General features: G+C 74.9%; 17 protein-coding genes. 5 read left to right on the top strand and 12 right to left on the bottom strand.

From position 1 onward, the window contains the following. The 7 genes from mnhG to ACQP26_RS07760 form a co-directional block, all read right to left on the bottom strand. Positions 1 to 336, bottom strand: a complete 336-nt coding sequence (gene mnhG / locus ACQP26_RS07790; protein WP_269701293.1) for a monovalent cation/H(+) antiporter subunit G — start codon at positions 334 to 336, stop codon at positions 1 to 3. Further along, complete coding sequence (locus tag ACQP26_RS07785; RefSeq protein WP_120571077.1) at positions 333 to 596, bottom strand: monovalent cation/H+ antiporter complex subunit F; 264 nt, start codon at positions 594 to 596, stop codon at positions 333 to 335. Before ACQP26_RS07785 ends, mnhG begins: the two co-directional genes overlap by 4 nt. Continuing rightward, positions 593 to 1243, bottom strand: a complete 651-nt coding sequence (locus tag ACQP26_RS07780; protein ID WP_269701295.1) for a Na+/H+ antiporter subunit E — start codon at positions 1241 to 1243, stop codon at positions 593 to 595. The genes ACQP26_RS07785 and ACQP26_RS07780 overlap by 4 nt, the downstream gene beginning before the upstream one ends. Next, a complete protein-coding gene (locus ACQP26_RS07775; RefSeq protein WP_269701297.1) occupies positions 1240 to 2745 on the bottom strand; it encodes a Na+/H+ antiporter subunit D in 1506 nt (501 codons plus the stop codon). Before ACQP26_RS07775 ends, ACQP26_RS07780 begins: the two co-directional genes overlap by 4 nt. Then, the gene (locus ACQP26_RS07770; protein ID WP_433495315.1) at positions 2742 to 3224 is read right to left on the bottom strand and encodes a Na(+)/H(+) antiporter subunit C; all 483 of its coding nucleotides are present in this window, start codon (positions 3222 to 3224) and stop codon (positions 2742 to 2744) included. The genes ACQP26_RS07775 and ACQP26_RS07770 overlap by 4 nt, the downstream gene beginning before the upstream one ends. Next, on the bottom strand, positions 3221 to 6055 hold the full coding sequence (locus ACQP26_RS07765; protein ID WP_433495314.1) for a Na+/H+ antiporter subunit A: 2835 nt from the start codon (positions 6053 to 6055) through the stop codon (positions 3221 to 3223). Before ACQP26_RS07765 ends, ACQP26_RS07770 begins: the two co-directional genes overlap by 4 nt. 233 nt (positions 6056 to 6288) lie before the next feature. Beyond that, positions 6289 to 6612: a hypothetical protein gene (locus tag ACQP26_RS07760; protein WP_269701301.1), complete on the bottom strand. Its 324-nt coding sequence runs from the start codon at positions 6610 to 6612 to the stop codon at positions 6289 to 6291. 190 nt (positions 6613 to 6802) lie between these two features. Here ACQP26_RS07760 and ACQP26_RS07755 point away from each other — a divergent pair, with 190 nt between their 5' ends. From ACQP26_RS07755 to ACQP26_RS07745, 3 genes are read left to right on the top strand one after another with little or no spacing between them, the layout of a single operon-like run. Then, positions 6803 to 11578 (top strand): Lhr family helicase, encoded by a 4776-nt coding sequence (locus ACQP26_RS07755; protein WP_433496103.1) that lies wholly within the window; start codon positions 6803 to 6805, stop codon positions 11576 to 11578. 40 nt (positions 11579 to 11618) lie between these two features. Further along, positions 11619 to 12122, top strand: coding sequence for a GNAT family N-acetyltransferase (locus ACQP26_RS07750; protein WP_433495313.1), 504 nt, complete (start codon positions 11619 to 11621; stop codon positions 12120 to 12122). Next, a complete protein-coding gene (locus ACQP26_RS07745; RefSeq protein ID WP_433495312.1) occupies positions 12119 to 12979 on the top strand; it encodes an SAM hydrolase/SAM-dependent halogenase family protein in 861 nt (286 codons plus the stop codon). The genes ACQP26_RS07750 and ACQP26_RS07745 overlap by 4 nt, the downstream gene beginning before the upstream one ends. A 157-nt stretch (positions 12980 to 13136) precedes the next feature. On the opposite strand, the gene ACQP26_RS07740 is transcribed toward ACQP26_RS07745, so the two are convergent. Then, a complete protein-coding gene (locus ACQP26_RS07740; RefSeq protein ID WP_281578696.1) occupies positions 13137 to 14384 on the bottom strand; it encodes a hypothetical protein in 1248 nt (415 codons plus the stop codon). A 108-nt stretch (positions 14385 to 14492) separates the two neighbouring features. Here ACQP26_RS07740 and ACQP26_RS07735 point away from each other — a divergent pair, with 108 nt between their 5' ends. Continuing rightward, a complete protein-coding gene (locus tag ACQP26_RS07735) occupies positions 14493 to 15314 on the top strand; it encodes a DNA-formamidopyrimidine glycosylase family protein (protein ID WP_433495311.1) in 822 nt (273 codons plus the stop codon). A gap of 130 nt (positions 15315 to 15444) precedes the next feature. Next, positions 15445 to 19092: a fibronectin type III domain-containing protein gene (locus tag ACQP26_RS07730; protein ID WP_433495310.1), complete on the top strand. Its 3648-nt coding sequence runs from the start codon at positions 15445 to 15447 to the stop codon at positions 19090 to 19092. Between the two features lie 440 nt (positions 19093 to 19532). Here ACQP26_RS07730 and pspM read toward each other — a convergent pair whose 3' ends face one another. The 4 genes from pspM to ACQP26_RS07710 form a co-directional block, all read right to left on the bottom strand. Next, a complete protein-coding gene (gene pspM, locus ACQP26_RS07725; RefSeq protein WP_269701308.1) occupies positions 19533 to 20294 on the bottom strand; it encodes a phage shock envelope stress response protein PspM in 762 nt (253 codons plus the stop codon). Between the two features lie 16 nt (positions 20295 to 20310). Continuing rightward, positions 20311 to 21162 carry a PspA/IM30 family protein gene (locus ACQP26_RS07720; protein WP_269701309.1) on the bottom strand — a complete coding sequence of 284 codons (852 nt, stop codon included), beginning with the start codon at positions 21160 to 21162 and terminating at the stop codon, positions 20311 to 20313. Between the two features lie 127 nt (positions 21163 to 21289). Then, entirely contained in the window at positions 21290 to 21739 is a 450-nt protein-coding gene (locus tag ACQP26_RS07715) for a helix-turn-helix domain-containing protein (RefSeq protein ID WP_269701311.1), read from the bottom strand. 200 nt (positions 21740 to 21939) lie between these two features. Further along, entirely contained in the window at positions 21940 to 22485 is a 546-nt protein-coding gene (locus ACQP26_RS07710; protein ID WP_269701312.1) for a CinA family protein, read from the bottom strand. Positions 22486 to 22509 lie beyond the last annotated feature (24 nt).

The following is a 22509-nucleotide window of genomic DNA, read 5'->3' as shown; positions in this document are numbered from 1 at the left end:
TCAGCGTCCGGCCAGCTCGTCGACGTCCAGCAGCGTCCGGTCGACCCGCCCGGAACGGTACGCCGCCCGGCCGATCATCTGCGCGGCCACCGGCGCGGTGGAGAGCTGGAAGATCGCCACCAGAACCAGCATGCCCAGATCCGAGGGGGTACGCAGACGCAGCGCCAGCCCGGCCAGGAGCAGCAGGACGCCGAGCACCTGCGGCTTGGTGGCCGCGTGCATCCGGTCCAGCACGTCCGGGAAGCGCACCAGCCCGATGCCGGCCACCAGGGCCAGCACCGCACCGGCCAGCAGAAGAAATCCGCCCACCCAGTCCGCCAGGGCGGCCGCACTCATGACTCGGCCCGGACCGCGAAGCGCACCAGCGACACCGACCCGATGAAGCCGAGCAGGGAGAGCACCACCAGGACGGGCAGCGTGGTGGCGTGCCGGTTGACGGCGGCCTCCGCCCCAACCGCGGCGAGCATCGCCGACAGCAGCAGGTCGGCGCCGACGACCCGGTCGAGCAGGGACGGGCCGCGGTAGATCCGGGCCAGGGCGAGCAGCGCGGTGGCCGAGAGCAGCACGGTCAACGCGACGGCGAGCAGGACTGTCACGGGTGGTTCCTCCGTTCCACGGGGTCGAGGTCGAGCCGGCGTACCTCGTCGGGAGATCCGATGGCGCGCACGATGCGCCGTTCGACGGCGAGCACGCGCTCGCGGCTGTCGCTGATGTCCTCGGGACCGCGCACGTCGAGCAGGTGCACGTAGAGCACGCCCTCGGCCCGGTCGACGTCGAGGATCAGCGTGCCCGGCACCAGCGAGATCACCTCGGCGGTGAGCGCCAGGTTGAGGTCGGTGCGCACGCGCAGCGGCACCGCGATGATCGCGCCGCGCGGGCGGTAGCCGAAGCGCAGCGCCACCGCGGCCACGTGCACGCTGGCGCTGACCAGCTCCGCGACGAACGTGGCAGCGAAGACCAGCAGCGCGCGGGGGCGGACCCGGCCACCGAACGTGACCGGCGGCAGCGGGAAGAACAGCAGCACCGCCACGCCGACCAGCAGGCCGGCGAGCAGGTTGCCCCAGGACACGTCGCCCCACAGCAGCATCCAGGCCACGACGAGCCAGCCGAGCGCGACCGCCTGGTCCCGCCGCCGCCCGCCCCGGCCGACGGTCGGCGCGGGCGCGTCGACGGCGGGCGCCGCCCGGGGTACGCCCGCGGGCTCCCCGGTCGCGCCCCCGCCCGGGGGCAGGTCGTCGGTCACGGCACGTCCCGGGGCAGGACCGCCCGCACGTACGGGGTGCGCTCCCGCAGGTCGGTCGCCGCGTCCGCGGTGACCTGGAACAGCGGCCCGGCCAGCAGCGTGAACAGCACGCCCAGCGCCACCAGGGCGGTGGTCGCGCCGACCATCATCCCCGGCAGCCGGGCCGGCGGGGTGGCGGTGGCCAGCCGGGGCTCCCGCCAGAACGCGATGTTCCACACCCGGGAGGCCGCGTAGAGGGTGAGCAGGCTGGTGAGCGTGCCGGCCGCGACCAGCACGGCGGGCAGCGTGCCACCGGCCGCCACGCCCGCCTGGAGCAGGCCGAGCTTGCCGAGGAAGCCGGAGAACGGCGGAATGCCGGCGAGGTTCATCGCCGGGACGAAGAACAGCACGCCCAGCATCGGGGCGATCCGCGCCAGCCCGCCGATGCGGCGCAGGTCGGTGCTGCCCGCGCGTTCCTCGACCAGGCCGGCGACCAGGAACAGCGTGGTCTGGATGGTGATGTGGTGCACCACGTAGAAGATCGCCCCGGACAGGCCGGCGACACTGCTCAGCGCCACCCCGAAGATCATGTAGCCGATGTGGCTGACCAGCGTGAAGGAGAGCAGCCGCTTCAGGTCCGACTGGGCGACCGCGCCGAGGATGCCGATCACCATGGTCAGCCCGGCCACCACCATGAGCAGCGTGGCGACCTGACCGCCGGGGAACAGCAGCGTCTCGGTGCGGATGATCGCGTACACGCCGACCTTGGTGAGCAGGCCGGCGAAGACCGCCGTCACCGGTGCGGGCGCGGTCGGGTAGCTGTCCGGCAGCCACGCCGACAGCGGGAACACCGCCGCCTTGATCCCGAACGCGAGCAGCAGCGTCAGTTGCAGGGTCAGGCGTACGCCCGACGGCAGCGCGTCCAGCCGGCCGGCGAGCTGCGCCATGTTCAGCGTGCCGGTGGCCGCGTACACCAGCCCGACGGCGGACAGGAACAGCAGCGACGACAGGATGCTGACCACCACGTACGTCGAGCCGGTGCGCAACCGCACCTCGGTCCCGCCCAGCGTGATCAGCACGAAGCTCGCGGCCAGCAGGATCTCGAAGCCGACGAAGAGGTTGAACAGGTCCCCGGCCAGGAAGGCGTTCGTGACGCCGGCGGTCAGCACCAGGTACGTGGGGTGGAAGATGCTCACCGGCGCGGTCTCCCCGGTCTCCCCCCGGCCCTGGCCGATCGAGTAGAGCAGCACGCACAGCGTCACCGCCGAGGAGACGAGCACCATCAGCGCCGCCAGCTGGTCCGCCACCAGCACGATGCCCACCGGCGCCGGCCAGCCGCCCACCTGCACCACCACCGGCCCGGTCCGGTACGCCTCGATCAGCAGCACCGCCGCCACCACCAGGACGCTGGACAGGCACAGTACGCTCGTCGACCGCTGCAGGCGGGGGCGGCCGGACAGGAGAAGGGTGAGCGCCGCGCCGAGCAGCGGCACCACCACCGGCAGCGGCACGAGCGCACTCATTGGGCCCCACCGTCCCGGTGCAGCCGCCGACGAGCCGGCCCGGGATCCACCTGCTCCGGGTCGTCGTCCGGGCCCTCGCCGCCGAGGTCCGCCGTGGACACCTCGTTGCTCTCGGCGAGCCGGACGATCTGCCGGTCCTCCAGGTCGTCCTGCACCTCGTCGTCGCCGCTGGTGTACCAGCTGCGGTAGGCGACGGCGAGCAGGAACGCGGTCAGCCCGAACGTGATCACCACGGCGGTGAGCACCATGGCCTGCGGCAACGCGTCGCTCATCTCGCCCTGCGCCGTGGAGCCCACGAGCGGGGCGGCGCCGGACCGCCCGCCCAGCAGGATGAGCAGGTTCACGCCGTTGCCGAGCAGGATGACGCCGAGCAGGATCCGGGTCAGGCTGCGTTCCAGCAGCAGCGTGACACCGGCGGCGACGAGCACCCCGACCGCCAGCACCAGCACCATCGTCGGCGCCGCCGCGCCCCTTGTCATGAAGGGCTCTCCCGCTGGACGACCAGACCACGTCCCGCCTCGCCCGCGGCCTCCACGTGCCGGTCCACCTCGGCGCCCAGGCTGCGCAGGATGTCCAGCACCAGCCCGACCACCACCAGGTAGACGCCGATGTCGAAGAACAGCGACGTGACCAGGTAGAAGTCGCCGACCGCCGGCAGCCACAGATTGACCTTCACGCTCTGGAGCACCTCGCCGGTCAGCGCCAGGCCGACCACGCCGCTGCCCACCGAGATGCCCAGACCCGCGCCGAGCACCGTGCCGGCCCCGACCGGCGCCGCCTCGGCCAGCTCGTACCGGCCGCCGGCCAGGTACCGCAGGGCCAGCGCGAGGCCGGCGACCAGCCCGCCGGCGAAGCCGCCGCCGGGGGCGTTGTGCCCGGAGAAGAGGAGGAACAGCGAGAAGATCAGGACGGTGTGGAAGATCAGCCGGGTGACCACCTCGAACACGATCGAGCGCCGCCGCTCCGGCAGCGTCTGCCCGCCGCGCAGCCACACCGTGCGCCGGTCGCCGGCGCGCAGCGCGGCCGGTGGGGGACGGCGGGGACGCGGCCCGGTGCGGGAACGCTCGTAGATCAGGCTGGCCACGCCGGTCGCGGTGACCACGAGCACCGAGAGCTCCCCCATCGTGTCCCAGGCCCGGATGTCGACGAGCGTCACGTTCACGACGTTGCGGCCGTACCCCTCGATCACGGCCAGGTCCGGGAAGTCGGCGGAGATCGACGGCGCCCGCCGCGCCCCGGCCGCGACCAGTGCCAGACCGGCCATCACCACCCCGGCGGCGATCCCGATGCCGCGCCGCACCCAGCGGCTGCGGCGCAGCGGCCGCGCCGAGAAGCGCTCCGGCAGCCGCCGCAGCACCAGCACGAACACGGCGATCGTCGCGGTCTCCACCAGGAACTGGGTGAGCGCCACGTCCGGCGCGCCGTAGAGGACGAACATCATCGCGGTGCCGTAGCCGGTCACGCCGACCAGCAGCATCGCGGTGAGCCGCCGCCGTGCGCCGACCGCGAGCAGCGCGGCGACCGCGATCACCACACAGACCACGAGCTGGGCCGGGTTGTCCCAGGGCGCCAGGTCGACCCGCCACGGCGCGGTCGCGATCATCGCCCCGCCGGGTACGAACACCAGCGCGAGCAGCACGGTGCCGAGGTACTGCGGCAGCGACCCGCGCTGGGTGGCGCCGGTGACCTCGATGGCGAGCCGGTCGAAGCCGTGCGTCACCCACTCGTACCCCTGGTTGCCGCTCACCGGCGAGCGCAGCCGGGCCAGCGCGGGGGCCAGCGGACCACGGACCAGGTGCAGCACCACACCGCCGGCCAGCACGAGGGCGGACAGGCCGAGCGCCGCCGTCGGCCCGTGCCAGAGCGCCAGGTGCTCCTCGACCGGCCCGAACAGCTCCGCGTACGGCTCGACCAGACCGCTCAGCCACCCGGCGGCCGGACCGGCGGCGAGCCCGGCCACGGCGAGCAGCGCCGGGGGTACGAGCATCGCGGCGGGCGGCCGGGCCATCTCCGTGTCCGGCACCCCGGGCCGGGTGACGAACGCGCCCCAGAGGAACCGGATGCTGTACGCGACGGTGAGCGCGCTGCCGGCCACCAGTACGACGAGGACCAGCGGATCGCCGGTGAACGCGGCGAGCGCCGCCTCCTTCCCGACGAATCCGAGCAGCGGCGGCACCCCGGCCATCGAGGCGGCGGCCAGCGTGGCGACGGTGGCCAGCACCGGCGCGGCCCGTCCCACCCCGGACAGTTCCCGCAGGTCACGGGTGCCGGCCTCGTGGTCGAGGATGCCGACGACCAGGAACAGCGCCGCCTTGAACAGGGCGTGCGCCGCCAGCATCGCCACACCGGCCAGCGCCGCCTTCGGTGTGCCCGCGCCGAACACCACGGTGAGCAGGCCGAGCTGGCTGACCGTCCCGTACGCCAGCAGCAGCTTCAGGTCGGTCTGGCGCAGCGCCGCCCACCCGCCGATGACGAGCGTGACCAGGCCGGCGACCACGGTGACCGGCCGCCATCCGCCGACCGGGGCGAGCACCGGGCCGAGCAGTCCGATGAGGAAGATGCCGGCCTTCACCATCGCCGCCGCGTGCAGGTACGCGCTCACCGGCGTCGGTGCGGCCATCGCCACCGGCAGCCAGGCGTTGAACGGGAACACCGCCGACTTCGCCAGGGCCCCGGCGAGGATGAGCAGCACCGCCACGGTCAGGTACCCGCCGCCGGGCAGCGGCGCCGCCGCCACCGCCGACCATCGGTAGCCCCCGGCGTGGTGGCCGAGCAGCAGGAACCCGACGAGCATGGCCAGCCCGCCCAGCGTGGTGACCGTCAGCGCCTGCGCGGCGGCCCACCGGCTGGACCGGCGCTCGGTGCTGTGCCCGATGAGCAGGTAGGAGAAGACGGTGGTCAGTTCCCAGAAGACGTAGAGCAGCAGCAGGTCGTCGGAGACGACGAGGCCGAGCATGGCTCCGGCGAAGGCGACCATGACGGCGGCGAACCGGGCCAGCCCGGCCGACCCGGGCGGGAAGTAGCGGGCGGAGTAGACGAGCACCAGCGCGCCGACGCCGCCGACGAGCAGCAGCATCAGCCAGGACAGCGTGGTGAGCCGCAGCGCCACGTCGAACTGGAGCTGCGGGATCCAGGGGTACGTCTCGACCACCGCGCCGCCGTCGCGTACCGCCCCGGTCTGCGCCGCCGCCCAGACCGCCGTGGCGGCCGGGGCGAGCGCGAGCAGCAGGCAGGCACGCGGGCCCCACCGGCGGACCAGCAGCGGGGCGAGCAGCGCCGCCACCAGGTGCACGATCAGCAGGACGAGCACGCGTACTCCCGGTCGAGGTGACAGCGCGCGAACACGCTGGTGTCACAACCGATCACACGCCACAGAGGCACCGAACCGGGCCGTTTTCCCCAAAACCCACCCTTACCTCCCCCCGCCCACCGACCCCGTCCCCGGTGATCAAGGAGTTCGCGTCCGGGAGCGCGCCGGATTCCGCCGCGAACCCCTTGATCACCGGGGTGGCGGGAGAGGGCGGAGCGGGTGGGAGGGGACGGTCAGGGGGCCGGGTTGGGGGTGGCCAGCTGGCGGGCGGCGCGGTCGACGGCACGCTGGGCGGCGGCCAGGGAGCGCAGCGGCAGCCGGGCGTCGCGGCTCTCGCGGCGCTGGACGAAGTAGTGCACAGCGGCCCGGACCCGGGCGCGGTCGGCGGCGCTGGACCGGGCGGTCGCCAGGATCATCTCGCGCAGCCGTGCGGCCAGTTCCTCGGCCAGCTCAAGGTCGGGACCGTGCAGCCCGGCGCGGAGCGCGGCCAGGCGACTGTCGACCTTGCGGATGAGCACGTCGGTTCCGGAGCCCAGACCTCGGTCCTCGACGGTCATCCACGCCTCCACCCCACGCCGCATCGCGAGTGAAGTTACTTTATGTTGCAGCCCACAAGCAAGCAGTTAAGTAAGACTTAACGGAATAATCGCCCATTCCATTCTTGGACTGCTGCGGGCGGGACGGAACGGTCCGGCGACGGGCCCGGATGTCACACCCGCGCGGCAGGATGGGTGCGTGGCGGACGAGGTGACCCCGTCCGTCCGGCCAGACGGGTCGGGCGGGTCGGGCAGGTCAGGCGGTGTCCTGGCGGAGTTCGGCGCGGCGACCCGGGAGTGGTTCACCGCGGCGTTCGCCGCACCCACCCCGGCCCAGGAGGGCGCCTGGCGCACGGTGGCCGCCGCCCGCAACGCGCTCGTCGTCGCGCCGACCGGCTCCGGCAAGACCCTCGCCGCGTTCCTCTGGTCGCTCGACCGACTCGCCAAGGAGCCGCCGTCGGCCGATCCCCGGCGCCGCTGCCGGGTGCTCTACGTCAGCCCGCTCAAGGCGCTCGCCGTCGACGTGGAACGCAACCTGCGCGCCCCGCTCACCGGCATCCGGCAGGCCGCCGCCCGGCTCGGCCTGGTCCCGCCGGACATCACCGTCGGGATGCGGACCGGCGACACCCCGGCCGACGAGCGCCGGGCCTTCGCCCGCACCCCGCCGGACATCCTCATCACCACGCCCGAGTCGCTGTTCCTGCTGCTCACCTCCGCCGCCCGCGACTCGCTGCGCGGCGTCGACACGGTGATCGTGGACGAGGTGCACGCGGTCGCCGGCACCAAGCGCGGCGCCCACCTGGCGCTGTCCCTGGAACGGCTGGACGCGCTGCTGGAGCGGCCCGCCCAGAGGATCGGGCTGTCCGCCACCGTCCGGCCGATCGACGTGTGCGCCCGCTTCCTCGGCGGCGCCCGCCCGGTCGACGTGGTGCAGCCACCGTCGAACAAGACCATCGAGGTCAGCGTCCAGGTTCCGGTGGAGGACATGACGCGCCTCGACGAGCAGGAGCCACCCGAGGACGACCTGGGCGGCCTCACACCCCGCCGCCCCTCGATCTGGCCGGCGGTCGAGGAACGCGTGTTGGCGCTGATCCGGGCGCACCGGTCCACGATCGTGTTCACCAACTCCCGGCGCAGCGCCGAACGGCTCTGCGCCCGCCTCAACGAGCTGGCCGCCGAGGAGATCGAGGCGGCGTCCGGCCCGGAGGGCGGTCGCGTGGCCCGGGGCGGGGAGCCGGTGCGCGTATCCGATCTGCTGCCCGGCGCCGACGGCCCGCCGGCCGGCGACGAGGCCGGGCTCGACGACGCCGACGGGTTCGGCCCGGTGGCCGGCGGCGGGCCGGCCGACGGCAGCCGGGCCCGGCGCGGGGCGGAGGCGTTCGGCGGGCCGGTGGGGCCGGTGCGCGCGCCTCGGCAGCCCGCGGAGGTGATGGCGCAGTCCGGCGCGGCGGCCGGGGCGCCGGCGGTGATCGCGCGGGCGCACCACGGCAGCGTCTCCCGGGAGGAGCGCAAGCAGATCGAGGAGGCGCTCAAGTCCGGCCGGCTGCCCGCCGTGGTCGCCACGTCCAGCCTGGAGCTGGGCATCGACATGGGCGCCGTCGACCTGGTGGTGCAGATCGAGGCGCCGCCGAGCGTGGCGGCCGGGCTGCAGCGGGTGGGTCGCGCCGGGCACCAGGTCGGCGCGGTCTCGCGCGGTGTCGTCTTCCCCAAGCACCGGGGCGACCTGCTCTCCTGCACGGTGGTGGCCGAGCGGATGGGAGCCGGGGCGATCGAGGAGCTGCACTACCCGCGCAACCCGCTCGACGTGCTGGCCCAGCAGATCGTCGCGATGGTGGCGCTGGAGCCGTGGCGGCTCGGCGACCTCGCCGTGCTGGTCCGCCGCGCGGCGCCGTTCGCGGAGCTGCCCGACTCGGCGCTGCACGCGGTGCTCGACATGCTCTCCGGCCGCTACCCGTCCACCGCGTTCGCCGAACTGCGGCCCCGTCTGGTCTGGGACCGCGCCACCGACGTCCTGACGGGCCGCCCCGGCGCTCAGCGGCTCGCCGTGACCAGCGGCGGCACCATCCCCGACCGGGGTCTGTTCGGCGTGTTCCTGGCCGGCGCGGAGCGGGCCGCGCGGGTCGGTGAGCTGGACGAGGAGATGGTCTACGAGTCCCGGGTGGGTGACGTGTTCCTGCTCGGCTCGTCGTCCTGGCGGATCGAGGAGATCACCCCCGACCGGGTGCTGGTCTCCCCCGCACCCGGGCAGGCGGCCCGGATGCCGTTCTGGAAGGGCGACCAGCTCGGCCGCCCGGTCGAGCTGGGGCGGGCGATCGGCGCCCGGGTCCGGGCGCTGCTGCGGCAGTCCGACACCGACGCGGTGGCGGCGCTGCGAGCCGGCGGGCTCGACGACTGGGCTGCCGGCAACCTGATGACCTACCTGCGCGAGCAGAAGGCGGCCACCCGGTCGCTGCCGGACGACCGGACGGTGGTGGTCGAGCGGTTCCGCGACGAGCTGGGTGACTGGCGGCTCGCCGTGCACTCTGTGCTCGGCGCCCGGGTCAACGGGCCGTGGGCGCTGGCCATCGGCCGCCGGCTGGCCGAGCGGTACGGCGTGGACGCGCAGGTCATGCCCTCCGACGACGGCATCGTGGTGCGCCTGCCGGACACCGCCGACACGCCGCCCGGCGCCGACGTGGTGGTCTTCGAGCCGGACGAAATCGCCCAGCTCGTCGAGGAGTCGGTGGGCACGTCCGCGCTGTTCGCGTCCCGGTTCCGGGAGTGCGCGGCCCGGTCGCTGCTGCTGCCCCGGCGTGACCCCCGGCGGCGGCAGCCGCTGTGGCAGCAACGCCAGCGCGCCGCACAGCTGCTCGACGTGGCCCGCGAATACGCCGACTTCCCGGTCACGCTGGAGGCCGCCCGCGAGTGCCTCCAGGACGTCTTCGACCAGCCCGCGCTGGCCGGGTTGATGCGCGACCTGGCCGCCCGCAAGGTACGCCTGGTCGAGGTGGAGTCCGAGCGCCCGTCGCCGTTCGCCAGGTCGCTGCTGTTCGGGTACGTCGGCGCGTTCCTCTACGAGGGCGACGCCCCGCTGGCCGAGCGGCGGGCCGCCGCGCTGGCGCTCGACTCCGGCCTGCTCGGCGAACTGCTCGGCCGGGTCGACCTGCGGGAACTGCTCGACCCGGAGGTGCTCGCCGAGACGGCACGCCAACTGCGCTGGCTCACCGATCAGCGGCGGCCCCGCGACCCGGAGGACGTGGTCGAGCTGCTGCGCGTGGTCGGTGACCTGAGCGGCGCCGAGCTGGCCGAGCGGGGCGTGCCGGAGTCCTGGGCCGACGAGCTGGCGGCGGCCCGGCGGGTCCTGCGGGTCCGCATCGCCGGCGAGGACCGCTGGGTGGTCGTCGAGGACGCCGCCCGGCTGCGCGACGCGCTCGGCGTGGCGCTGCCCGTCGGGGTCGCGGAGGCGTACCTCGCACCCGTGGCCGATCCGCTCACCGACCTGGTCGCCCGGTACGCCCGCACGCACGGCCCGTTCGCGGCGGCCACCTGCGCGGCCCGGTTCGGGCTGGGCGTGTTCGTGGTCGAGCAGGCGCTGCGGCGGCTCGCCGCCACCGGGCGTGTGGTCTCCGGCGAGTTCGCGCCGGACAGCGTGGGCACCCAGTGGTGCGACGCCGAGGTGCTGCGCCTGCTGCGCCGCCGCTCCCTGGCGGCCCTGCGGCGCGAGATCGAGCCGGTGCCGCCGCGCGCGCTCGCCACGTTCCTGCCCCGCTGGCAGCACGTCGGCTCGTCGGCCCGGGGCGTCGAGGCCGTCGCCGCCGCCGTCGAGCAGTTGCAGGGCACGAGCGTGCCGGCGTCCGCGCTGGAACGTCTGGTGCTGCCCGCCCGGGTCGCCGACTACTCCCCCGCCCAGCTCGACGAGCTGTGCGCCAGCGGCGAGGTGGTGTGGGCCGGCGCGGGTGCGATCTCCGGCGGCGACGGGTGGGTGACCCTCGCGTACGCGGACGTCGCGCCGCTGCTGCTTCCGACGCCGGACGAGGCACTGACGCTGACCCCGCTGCACGAGTCGGTGCTCGACGCGCTCGCGGACGGGCAGGCGCTGTTCTTCCGCTCGCTCTCCGACCGGGTCGGCGCCACCGACGACGCCGCGCTGGCGGGCGCGGTGTGGGATCTGGTGTGGGCCGGTCACCTCACCAACGACACGCTCGCCCCGCTGCGGGCCGCGCTCGGCGCGGGCGGGGCGCACCGGTCCCGGCCGTCGGCGCCGCGCACCCGCTATCGCCGTCCGGGCCGGGTGGCGCTGCCCAGCCGGGGTGGTCCGCCCACCATGGCCGGTCGCTGGTCGCGGTTGCCCGAACGCGACATCGACCCCACCCGCCGGGCCACCACCCTGGCCGACCTGCTGCTGGAACGGCACGGCGTGGTGACCCGGGGCGCGGTCGTGGCCGAGCAGGTCACCGGCGGTTTCGCCGGGGTCTACCCGGTGCTGTCCGCGATGGAGGAACGCGGGGCGGCCCGGCGCGGCTACTTCGTCGAAGGGCTCGGCGCGGCGCAGTTCGCGGTGCCGGGCGCGGTGGACCGCATCCGCGCGCTCGCTGACGAGTCCCAGAGCCGGGGCGGGCCGACGGTGGTGCTCGCGGCCACCGATCCGGCGAACCCGTACGGCGCCGCGCTGCCCTGGCCGGAACGCGTGGTCGACTCTGGCGACGGCGCGGCACCGGCCACCGGGCACCGGGCCGGGCGCAAGGCGGGCGCCCTGGTCGTGCTCGTCGGCGGCGACCTCGTGCTCTACGTCGAGCGGGGCGGCCGGACGATCCTGTCCTTCACCGACGACACCGACACGCTCGGCGCGGCCGGCAAGGCACTCGCCGACGCGGTGCACTCCGGTGCGCTCGGCGCGATCTCGGTGGAGCGCGCCGACGGCGAGGCCGTGCACGCGTCCCCGCTGCGTGACGCGCTCACCGCCGCCGGGTTCCGCGCCACCCCGCGTGGCCTGCGCCTGCGCGGCTGACCGCCCGGAGTTCCGGGGAGCGGGAACGTAGGGTGTGCCGGTGGCCTCGATTCGGGTACGGCAGGCGCGCGACGACGACCGCGACGCGCTGACGGCGCTGCACGAACAGGAGTGGGGCGGCCCGATCGTGGTGGTCCACGACACCCGCTACGACCTGCGTGACCTGCCCGCGCTGGTGGCGGTCGACGACAGCGGCGGGTTCGCCGGGGCGCTGGCGTACCGCGTCGACACCGACGGGCTGGAGGTGGTGAGCCTGGCCGCGTCGGCACCCGGCAACGGCGCGGGCACCGCCCTGCTGGCCGCCGCCGACGAGGCGGCCCGGGCGGCCGGGGCGGACCGGATCTGGCTGGTCACCACCAACGACAACCTGGGCGCGCTGCGCTTCTACCAGCGCCGAGGGCTGCGCATCGTCGCGGTGGACGCGGGCGCCGTGGACCGGGCCCGCGCGGTCAAGCCGACCATCCCGCAGGTCGGTGCGGACGGGATCCCGCTGCACGACGAGCTGCGCCTGGCCCGGCACCTGAGGGTGGCGGACCAGCGATGAGCGGCCCGGACGAACGCGCCCAGGCCGCCGCCGACCGGGGCCGCACGACACCGGACGGCACGCGGCCGGCGGCCGGCGGTCCGCCCTGTGTCTCGCTGACCACCGACTACGGGCTCTCCGACGGGTTCGTGGCGGCGTGCCACGGAGTGCTGGCCCGGCTCGCCCCGGCCGTCCGGGTGATCGACGTGACGCACCTGATCCCACCGGCCGACGTCCACCGGGGCGCGGCGGTGCTCGCGCAGACAGTGCCGTGCCTGCCGTGGGGCGTGCACGTGGCGGTGGTCGACCCGGGTGTCGGCACGACGCGGCGCGGGATCGCGCTCGCCGCGCCCGGCGGACTGCTCGTGGGGCCGGACAACGGGCTGCTGATCCCGGCCGCTGAGGCGCTCGGCGGGGTGACCGACGCGGTGGAGCTGACCAACCCGGACTGGCTCGGCCCGGTCGTCTCCCGCACGTTCCACGGGCGGGACGTGTTCGCGCCGGTGGCCGCCCGGCTGGCACTCGGCGCACCACTGGCCGAGGCGGGACCGGCGGTGGACCCGGGCATGCTGGTCCGGCTGCCGGAGCCGGTGGTACGCGCCGAGCCCGGCGGCCTCACCGCCGAGGTGCTGACCGTCGACCACTTCGGCAACGTCCAGCTCGCCGCGCCGGGCGCGCTGCTCGACGGCCTGCCGTCCCGGGTCCTGGTGAACGGGCACGAAGCGGTCCACGGCCGCACGTTCGGCGACGCCGAACCCGGCACCCTGGTGGTCTACGTCGACTCGGCCGGCCTGGTCGCCATAGCGGTGAACACCGGCCGAGCCGCCGACACCCTACGCACCACCCCAGGCACCCTCATCACCCTCACCACCCCCTAACCCGCACCCCACCCCCACCCCCGCCCGCCCCGCCCCGCCCCCGCGATCTTGCAGTTTCTGCCCCGACACAAGGGATAAATGCCTCACGGGAAGGGCCGAAACTGCAAGATCAACGGGGGCAGGCAGGGCGGGGGCGGGAGGGCGGGAGGGCGAGGGGTCAGCAGCGGGGGACGGTGCCGCCGTAGATCGAGGACAGGTACGCGTGGCTGACGTAGTTGCCGCCGACCAGGCGGTACCACCTCGTCGTGGTGCGGTACGTGCCGGCGATCCGCTGCCCGGTCACGTAGCACTGCACCGGCACGTGGGCGTACGTGGCGGCCAGCCCCCGGCTCGCGTACGAGGTGCCCGCCCCGGCGCGCAGGTTCAACGGCCCGGAGCCGACCACGGCCCGCGCCCCGCCACCGGTCCACAAGAGTGTCACGTCCACCCACGCGTTGTCGGTGAGCCGCAGCCCGTCCCAGAACGTCCCGTCGGCCAGGTCCAGCCCGGCCGGGTTGCGCACGGTACGGCCGAACTGGTCGCGCCCGCCGTTGTAGCCGTTCTGGTACGCCGCCTGCGCCTCCGGCAAGCCGCGCGGCAGGTCCTTCCAGTTCTCCCTGACCGACGCCGGGTTCCACCAGTCGTCGCGGGTGTTCCACGGGCCGACGTCCCAGACCGGGGCGTACTCGCAGCGGCTGCCGCTCGTCGTGCAGACCTTGACCGTGTAGTCGCCGGTGTTGCGCGGCGACAGGCCGCGCCGGGTGGGCAGCGCCGCGAAGTGGTCCCGGGTGCGCACCGTGTGCCCGTTGGCGGTGGTGCCGCCGACCAGGCCGATCCGTGTCGCGTACACCCGGTACGTGAGGGCGGCGGCCGGCTGGACCGCTGTGGTGGCGACCCGGTCGGCGGCCAGGGTCAGGCCGGTGACGGTGGCCTCCGAGGCGGCGCCGCTGGTGGTCAGCACGACGCGTGCCTGCACCCGGCTGACCGGTGCGTCGAAGACCGCCTCGGTGGCGTCACGCCACTCGGTCCAGCCGCGGCCACGCCAGCCGCGTACCTGGGCCACCGCCGTACCCCCGTCGCCGGTGCGGGCGGCGAACTGTGCGCGTACCCGGGTTGCGGGTCGGTCGAGGGTGCGCGGCGCGGAGAGCAGGATGCCCTCGGCGACCGGTCCGCCGACGGCGGCCGGGCGGGTGCGGGCGGTGGGACGGGGGTCGGCCAGGCGCAGGCGGCCGGACCGCCAGGCGACGTTGACGTCGTCGCCGCCGGCGACGGCGAGGTCGACGGACCAGCGTTCGGGGCCGGGCGCGGTGGCGCGGGACGGTACGGCGGGTGGGGGCGCGGCCGGCGCGGGCGTGCCGGGCAGTCCGGCGGCCACGGTGAGCAGGGCGGTCAGGGCGACGACGGTACGACGTCGTGTATGTGCCATTGGCATCTCCTCAGAACCCCCTGATCGTGGCGTTTCCGCAGATCAAGTGGAACCTCAGTACAAATAGCGACACATGCGAATTCTGCTCGGCCGGGGGACAATGGCCGGGTGCCCGAAGGCGACACCGTCTGGAACACCGCGCGCGTCCTGCAACGCGCGCTGGCCGGGGCCCGGCTCACCGGGTCCGACTTCCGCGTGCCGCAGCTCGCCACCACCGACCTGACCGGCTGGACCGTGCGCGAGTCGGCGAGCCGCGGCAAGCACCTGCTGCTGCGCCTGACCGGCACCGACGCCAGCCGGTGGACGCTGCACTCGCACCTGCGGATGGACGGCGCCTGGCGGGCGTACGCCCCGGGTGAGCGCTGGAGCGGACGGCCGGCGCACCTGATCCGGGTGGTGCTGCGCTCCCCTGCCGCGGTCGCTGTCGGCTACCACCTGCACGAGCTGGCGCTGGTGCCGACCGCCGAGGAGGAGTCGCTCGTCGGCCACCTCGGCCCCGACCTGCTCGGCCCGGACTGGGACGCGGACGAGGCGGTCCGCCGGCTCGCCGCCGACCCGGAGCGCACCATCGGCGAGGCGTTGCTCGACCAGCGCAACCTGGCCGGGGTGGGCAACCTCTACAAGTGCGAGGTGCTGTTCCTGCGCGGCGTGTCGCCGTGGGCGCCGGTCGGTGCGGTGCCGGACCTACCAGGCACCGTCGCGCTGGCCCAGCGGCTGCTCGCGGCCAACCGGGGCCGCTGGACGCAGAGCACCACGGGGGTGCTGCACCGGGGCGGGACGACCTACGTCTACGGCCGCCGGGCCCAGCCGTGCCGCCGCTGCGGGACCGCCATCCGCAAGGAGGAACTGGGTGAACGGGTCACCTACTGGTGCCCCGCCTGCCAGCCCGGCGTGGAACTTCCACGAAACGCCCAAGATCGGCCGAGATAGGGACGATTGGGTACTTCCGCCTCACCCCTGTGACGTCGCATGCTGCGGTGGACCGCTCACGGATCGTCAGCAGCGCGTACGCCCGCCACGCCGGGGTGTCGGCCGGCGCGCCCCGACCCCGGGGAGAGCCATGGTGCTGTTCCGCCGCAGCCGGCCCGGACGCCCGGACCGCGCCGCCGTCGTCGCCGTCGAGACCGCGCCCACCGGCGACCCGACGCCGGCCGGTTCCGTCGCGCCCGCCGTTCCGGCCGCCCGGGACGGCGACGACGAGCAAGGTCCGGCGCCTGCGAGCCTGGACCCGACCGCCGTCCCGCGCCTGTTCGGCCCGGTGCCGAACACCGCCGCCAGCCCGCTGCCCACGCTCGACCCGGACGGCCACCCGGTACCCGGCACCGGCATCCGCAAGTTCGTCGACCCGCTGCCGCTGCCCGGGCAGCCGGCCAGCGCCGGGCTCGGCGCCCGCCTGCCGGTCGCAGTCCCGGACACCATCACCTGGCCGGGCTGCGACTACTACGAGATCGGCCTCCAGGAGTACGCGCAGCGCCTGCACCGCGACCTGCCCGCCACCCGGCTACGCGGCTACCGGCAGCTCAACCTGGGCACCGACGCCTCCGGCCACAACACGGTCAGCCCACCCGACCGCCCCTGGCACCTCGGCCCGATGATCGTGGCCCGGCGGGGCCGCCCGGTCCGGATCAAGTTCATCAACCAGCTCCCCACCGGGCGAGCGGGCGAGCTGTTCCTACCTGTCGACGAGACGGTCGACGGCGCGGGTGCCGGGCCGCTCGACGGCCCCGCGCCGTACCCGCAGAACCGGGCCGTGCCGCACCTGTCCGGCGCGCAGACCGGGTGGATCAGCGCCGGCAACCCGTGGCAGTGGATCACCCCGGCCGGGGAGATCACGCCGTACCCGGCGGGTGCCTGTGTGACGCCGGTACCGGACATGCCGCCGCCCGGCGCGGGCGCCACCACGCTGTACTTCCCGAACGACCAGAGCGGCCGCCTCATGTGGCTGCACGACAACACGCTCGGCCTGTCCCGGCTCACCGTCTACTCCGGCCAGATCGCGCTCTACCTGCTCACCGACCCGGCCGAGGAACGGCTCGTCGACGACGGCGTGCTGCCCGCCGACCAGTTCCCGCTGGTGATCGAGGACAAGACGTTCGTGCCCGACGACGCGCAGCTCGCCGCCCAGGACCCCACCTGGGACCGGGACCGCTGGGGCGCCAAGGGCAGCCTCTGGCACCCGCACGTCTACCAGCCCCGGCAGAACCCGTACCGGCTCACCGGCACCAACCCGACCGGCCGCTGGGACTACGGGCCGTGGACCCACGACCCGGACGGCGGCGCCAGCCCGTGGGTCGCCCCGGTGCCGAACCCGCACCACGACCCCGACACCGACCCGGACGAGCCGCCGCTGGTGCCGGGCGTGCCGCACCCGTCTGCGGTCCCCGACGCGTACGGCGACACCCCGCTCGTCAACGGCGTGGCCTACCCGTACCTGGAGGTCGCGCCGCGGGCGTACCGGTTCCGGATCCTCAACGCCTGCGCGGACCGCGCGCTCAACCTCCAGCTCTACCGGGCCGCCTCGGACGCGCCGATGTGGGCCGAGGACGGCAGTCCCGCCGACCCGGACGCCGGTGAGGTGCCGATGGTCGAGGCGGTCCGCGCGCCGGGACGGCCCGCGTACTGGCCGGCGGACGGACGCGACGGAGGCGTACCCGACCCGGCCGCCGCCGGGCCCGAGATGATCCAGATCGGCAACGAGGGCGGCCTGCTCCCCGCCCCCGTGGTGCTGACGAACCGGCCGGTCGACTACCGGTACGACAGGCAGGACCCGACCGTGCTCAACGTGGACGGGCACGCGCTGCTGCTCGCCCCCGGCGAACGGGCCGACGTGGTGGTGGACTTCTCCACGGTGCCGCCGGGCAGCACGCTCATCCTCTACAACGACTGCCCCGCGCCGCTGCCCCGGTTCGATCCGCGCCACGACCACCACACCGGCGCGCCCGACCGGACCGCCGCCGGTGGCCTGCCGCCGACCCGCCCCGGGTACGGCCCGAACACGCGCACGCTGCTCCAGATCCGGGTGACCGGCACCCCGGCCCAGCCGTACGACACGCGGCGGCTCGCCGAGCGGCTGCCCGGGGCGTACGCCCGCAGCCAGCCGCCGCCGATCGTGCCGCACCCGGCGTACGACGCCGCGATCGGCACCTCCACCCCGCACCCGACGCTCGTTCCCGCGCGGGCCACCTCGGTCACGTTCACCCCGGCGGGCGCGACCGCCCCGGTCACCTTGTCGCTGGCGGTCAAGTCCGTCGGGCAGGTGTTCGAGCCGCGGCACGGCCGCGCGGTGGGACGGCTCGGCGTCGGCCACCCGGTCAGCGCGCCGCTCACCCCGGCCACGCTGCCGCTGGGGCCGGCCGACCCGGCCACCGAGGTGCTGCACGCCACCGACCCGGCCGTGGCGGTCGGCGCCCCCGGCGACGGCACGCAGCTCTGGCGGATCGTCGGCGACGCCCCCCGTACCCACCCGGTGCACATCGAGGGCTGCGACGTGCAGTTGGTCAACCGGGTCGGCTGGGACGGCACGGTCCGCCCGCCGGACCCGGGCGAGTTGGGTTGGAAGGACACCGTCCGGGTCAACCCCCGGGAGGACGTCGTGGTGGCGCTGCGTCCCGTACCGCCCGCCCTGCCGTTCAAGATCGGCGACAGCGTACGGCTGCTCGACCCGACCCGCCCGCCCGGCGCGCGCCTGGACGCCGGCCCGGTCAGCCCCGTCGACGGCCGCCCCGCGATCGTGGTGAACCAGCTGGTCAACCTCGGCTGGGAGTACCGCTGGCAGACCCGCTCGGCCGGACTGCGCGACCAGGGCATGAGCCGCCCGCTGGTGGTGCGCGTGGCACCCAAGGCGCCGACCGGGCTCACCGCCACCCCGGCGCCCGGCAGCGCCACCGCGCTCCCCGCCATCGCGCTGACCTGGACCGGCAACGGCAGCCGGCCCGTACCCACCAGCCACCGGCTGCAACGCGCCACCGACAGCACCTTCACCACCGGGCTGACCGAGATCACGGTGGCCGCCACCGCCACCCGGTACACCGACGCCACCGTCACCCCCGGCGTCACCTACCACTACCGGATCCGCGCCGAGAACGCGGTGAGCTGCTCGTCCTGGTCCAACGCCGTACCGGCGGCGGTGCACCTGGCCGCGCCGACCCGGGTGACAGCGGTGCTGCCGCCGACCGGGCCGCTGCGGGTGGCGCTGCGCTGGGCCAACCACTCCTTCGCCACCGGAGTGGACGTGCAGCGGGCCACCAACCCGACGTTCACCAGCGGGCCGGGCACCACGGCCATCGCCGTGGGCGAGTCCCACGTGGACCCGGCGGTCGCGCCGGACACCACGTACTACTACCGGGTACGCACGACGTACCTGGGCGCCGCCTCACCCTGGTCGACTGTGGCCACCGTGACCACCCCGGCCCGCCCGGTCGCACCGACCGGATTGAGCGTCACCGCCGGCGTGTCCGGGCCGGACACCGCCACCGTGACGGTGAGCTGGTCGGCGCCGACCCCGGCCGGGCCGGGTGCCGGGTTCGTCGTGCAGCGCGCCACCGACGCCGCCTTCACGCGCGAGCCGGCGACGTTCCACGTGACCGGCCGCGGCTTCACCAACACGGGTCTGGCCCGCGGTGTGACCTACCACTACCGGGTCAGAGCCACAAACGTCGTAGGCACCTCCCCCTGGACTCCCCCAGCCCAGAAGACCACCCCCACCTGACCGTCCCCGTCCGGGTCGATCATGAAGTTGACGGCAGATTCGAAGATCAACACCCCCGCCAACTTCATGACCACCGGGGCAAGGGCCGCCAACTCCCCCTCCCGCCCCCCGACCCTGGCCCTCGCCCTGGCGCGGCAGAGAGCGCACAGGGCGCAGATAGCGGAGAGACCGCGCGGGTGCGGGGCCCAGGGGCGCGCGAGGGCAGGACGCCGGGCGCCAGCGCCACCGCCCCGTGCGGGGAACCCCGTTGATCATGAGGTTGGCGGCAGAAATGGAGATCAAAAATGCCGTCAACCTCATGATCGCGCGTGTCAGAGGGCCGGTCCGGAGCGCCCGGGGCGGTGATCAAGGGGTTTGTGTCCGGATTTGGCCGGCGAGAGGACACTAACTCCTTGATCAACGGGAAACGGCCGGCGGGCGGGGAGCCGCCGAGGGGACTGTCAGGGGGCGCGGAGGGGGGTGCGGAGTTCGGCCAGGGCGGAGGCCACGCCGTGCAGCAGGTCGGTGGCCTCGGTCAGGCGCGCGGCGGACGGGTGCTCGGTGTTGGGGCGGGCGTCCTCGGCCACGTAGCCGGCGGCGGCCACCACCAGCCGCTCGTACGCGGCCACCCCGTCCTCCAACTGCGCCACCAGCGTCGCGTGCACCTCGTTCAGGGTGCTCTGCGGGGTCAGCTTCGCCGCACGTTCCACGCTCGCCACCCGGGTCGCCAGCTCCCGCAGGGACCGGTCGGCCTCGGCCGCCTCCCGGACCGCCGGCTCGGCCAGCCCGGTCAACCGTCCGGCCAGCCCGGCCAGGGTGAGCGCGGCCCGGTCCAGCCGGGCCCACGGCTCGGCCGCGGCGGTGCCGCGCAGCGCGAGGCGGGAGCGGACCCGGCGTACCTCGGCCACGACGCCCGGCCCGACGGGCAGCCGCTCGACGGCGGCGACCAGCCGGGCGCGGGAGCGGGCGGCGGCCTCGGCCGGGTCCAGCGCGGGCGGTGGCGGCACGGCGGCCAGCGCCCGGTGGTCGACCCAGCGCCAGGCGGCCACCGCGATCGCGCTGCCCGCGGCGCCGGCCCAGGCCGCGTCCGCCAGACCCAGTCCGGCGTACGGGGTGAGCACCGCGGCGGCGCCGCCGAGCCCTCCGGCCAGGACGCTCCAGCGCCGCGCCGAGTTACGCAGCCTGCGCAGCCTCCGGAAGTGCCGGGCCCGTTCGTCCGCCATCGTGTCCGCCCCTCCGTCAGCCGGTAGTGGTCTCCCCGGTGCCGCGCTCCCGGCTCATGCTGGCCCGGATCTCGTCGAGCCGGGCGGCGGCGGCCGGGTCGGCCGGCTGCCCCACGGCGGGGGTCTCGGACCGGCTGCCGAGCTGCTCGCCGGCCATGCTCGACCGGATCTGTTCCAGTCTCGCCGATCCGGCCGAGTCGAGCGTGGCCTTCTGGATCTCCAGCATCCGGCCCTCGACCGAGTTGCCGGCCAGCTCGGCCCGGCCCATGGCGGTGGCGTAGCGGCGTTCGATCCGGTCGCGTACCTCGTCGAGCGAGGGGGTGTTGGCGGGCGCGGTGAGCGACGACATCGACTCCAGCGAGCGGGCCACGCTCTCCTGCATCTTGGCCTGCTCCAGCTGGCTGAGCAGCTTGGTGCGCTCGGCCAGCTTCTGCTGGAGGATCATCGAGTTGTTCTCGACCGCCTTGCGGGCCTGCGCGGCCGCGCCGAGCGCCTGGTCGTGCAGTGTCTTGAGGTCTTCCAGCGCCTGCTCGGCGGAGACCAGCTGGGTGGCCAGCATCTGGGCGGTCTGCTCGTAGCGCCCGGCCTCGGCCTCGTCGCCCTTGCCCCGGGCCTGGTCGGCCACCGCGAGCGCCTGCCGCGCGTTGCCCTGGAGCTGTTCCACCTCGGTCATCTGCCGGGACAGCTTCATCTCCAGCTGGCGCTGGTTGCCGATCACCGCGGCCGCCTGCTGCACCAGCGCCTGGTGCTGGCGCTGTGCCTCCTCGACGGCCTGCTGGATCTGCACCTTCGGATCGGCGTGCTCGTCGATCTTCGCCCCGAAGAGCGCCATCAGGTACTTCCAACCCTTGACGAACGGGTTCGCCATCTCCGCCTCGTCCCCTCAGTAGCGTCGCGTCTACATCGTCCCAGCCGGACGCCACTCCGGCACCCGTACGCTCCTGATCAACAGTACGACGCGAACGCCAGCACCGCCCACGCCGCGACGGGCCGGGTCAGGCGGCGCAGACCACGTCCCGCTCGGCGGGGCGTACCCGGGTGCTGCGCAGCGTGGCCTTGAGCGGCGAGTCCTGCCGGACCTGGACGGCGACACCGCCGTCGGAGGTGACCTGCCGGACACCGCGGTTGGTGGCCTTGCGCACGGCGGCGGGGGCCACCGCGGCCGGCTCGACCCGCTCGTCGGCCACCGGAACCAGCACGCCGGGCATCTGCTCGGCCAGGGCGACGGTGTCGCTCACCTCGCGGAGCAGCTCGGACAGGCGGGCGCCGAGCGCGTCGCAGATCGCTGCCAGCAGTTCGCTCGAGGGTTCCTTCTGGCCGCGTTCGATCTCGGAGAGGTAGCCCAGGCTGACGTTGGCGGCGGAGGAGACCTCGCGGAGGGTGCGGTGCTGCCCTTGCCTGCGTGCTCGCAGCGCGTCACCGATCACCCGGCGTAGCAGGACCATCGCACCTCCCCCTGAACGGGAACACCATCCCCGGCCGATTTCGCGTCGCGCCGGACGCGGTGGACCGCTCCCGGCGCCGACGGCGACCGCCGGAGCCTTCCCGCAACCGTACCCGTTGGCCGCCACGACGACATCCCACCCCGCCTTTCGAAAATCCGGACGGAGCGACCGTCCGCCGGGCGTGTCGACGCCGGACCGGCTCACCGGCGGCCGGTCCCGGCCGCCTCGGCGGCGTCGGCGTCCTCGGGGAGCTGGATGCGGTCGGCGAGCAGGCGCAGCGCCTCGATCACCGCGGCCGCGCGGATGTGGTCGCGTCCGCCGCCGAGGTCGAGCCGGCGTACCTGCGTGCCGTCCGGTCCGGCGACCGCCACGTAGACCAGGCCGACCGGCTTGTCGTCCTGCGGCTCCGGCCCGGCCACGCCGGTGGTGGCGAGGCCCCAGTCGGCGCCGCAGCGCTCCCGTCCGCCCTCGGCCAGCGCCGCCGCCACGTCCGGGTCGACCGGGCCGCGGTCGGCCAGCAGATCCTCCGGTACGCCGGCGAGCGTCGCCTTGAGTTCGGTGGCGTAGACCACCATGCCGCCCCGGTAGATGGAGCTGACCCCGGCGATCTCCACGATCGCGGCGGCGAGCAGTCCGCCGGTCAGCGACTCGACGGTGGCCAGCGTCTCGCCGCACTCGTGCAGGCGGTGCACCACGGCAGCCGCCGGGCTGCCGGCGGGCCGCTGGTTTCTCGCGTCGGTGTCCATGCCCGCCCCCATTTCCCGCACCAC

The organism is Micromonospora sp. CA-248089, assembly GCF_050948515.1.
In the GTDB taxonomy this organism is placed as follows: domain Bacteria; phylum Actinomycetota; class Actinomycetes; order Mycobacteriales; family Micromonosporaceae; genus Micromonospora.
Note: the sequence above shows the minus strand (reverse complement) of the source record. Positions and strands in the feature narration are given on the sequence as shown.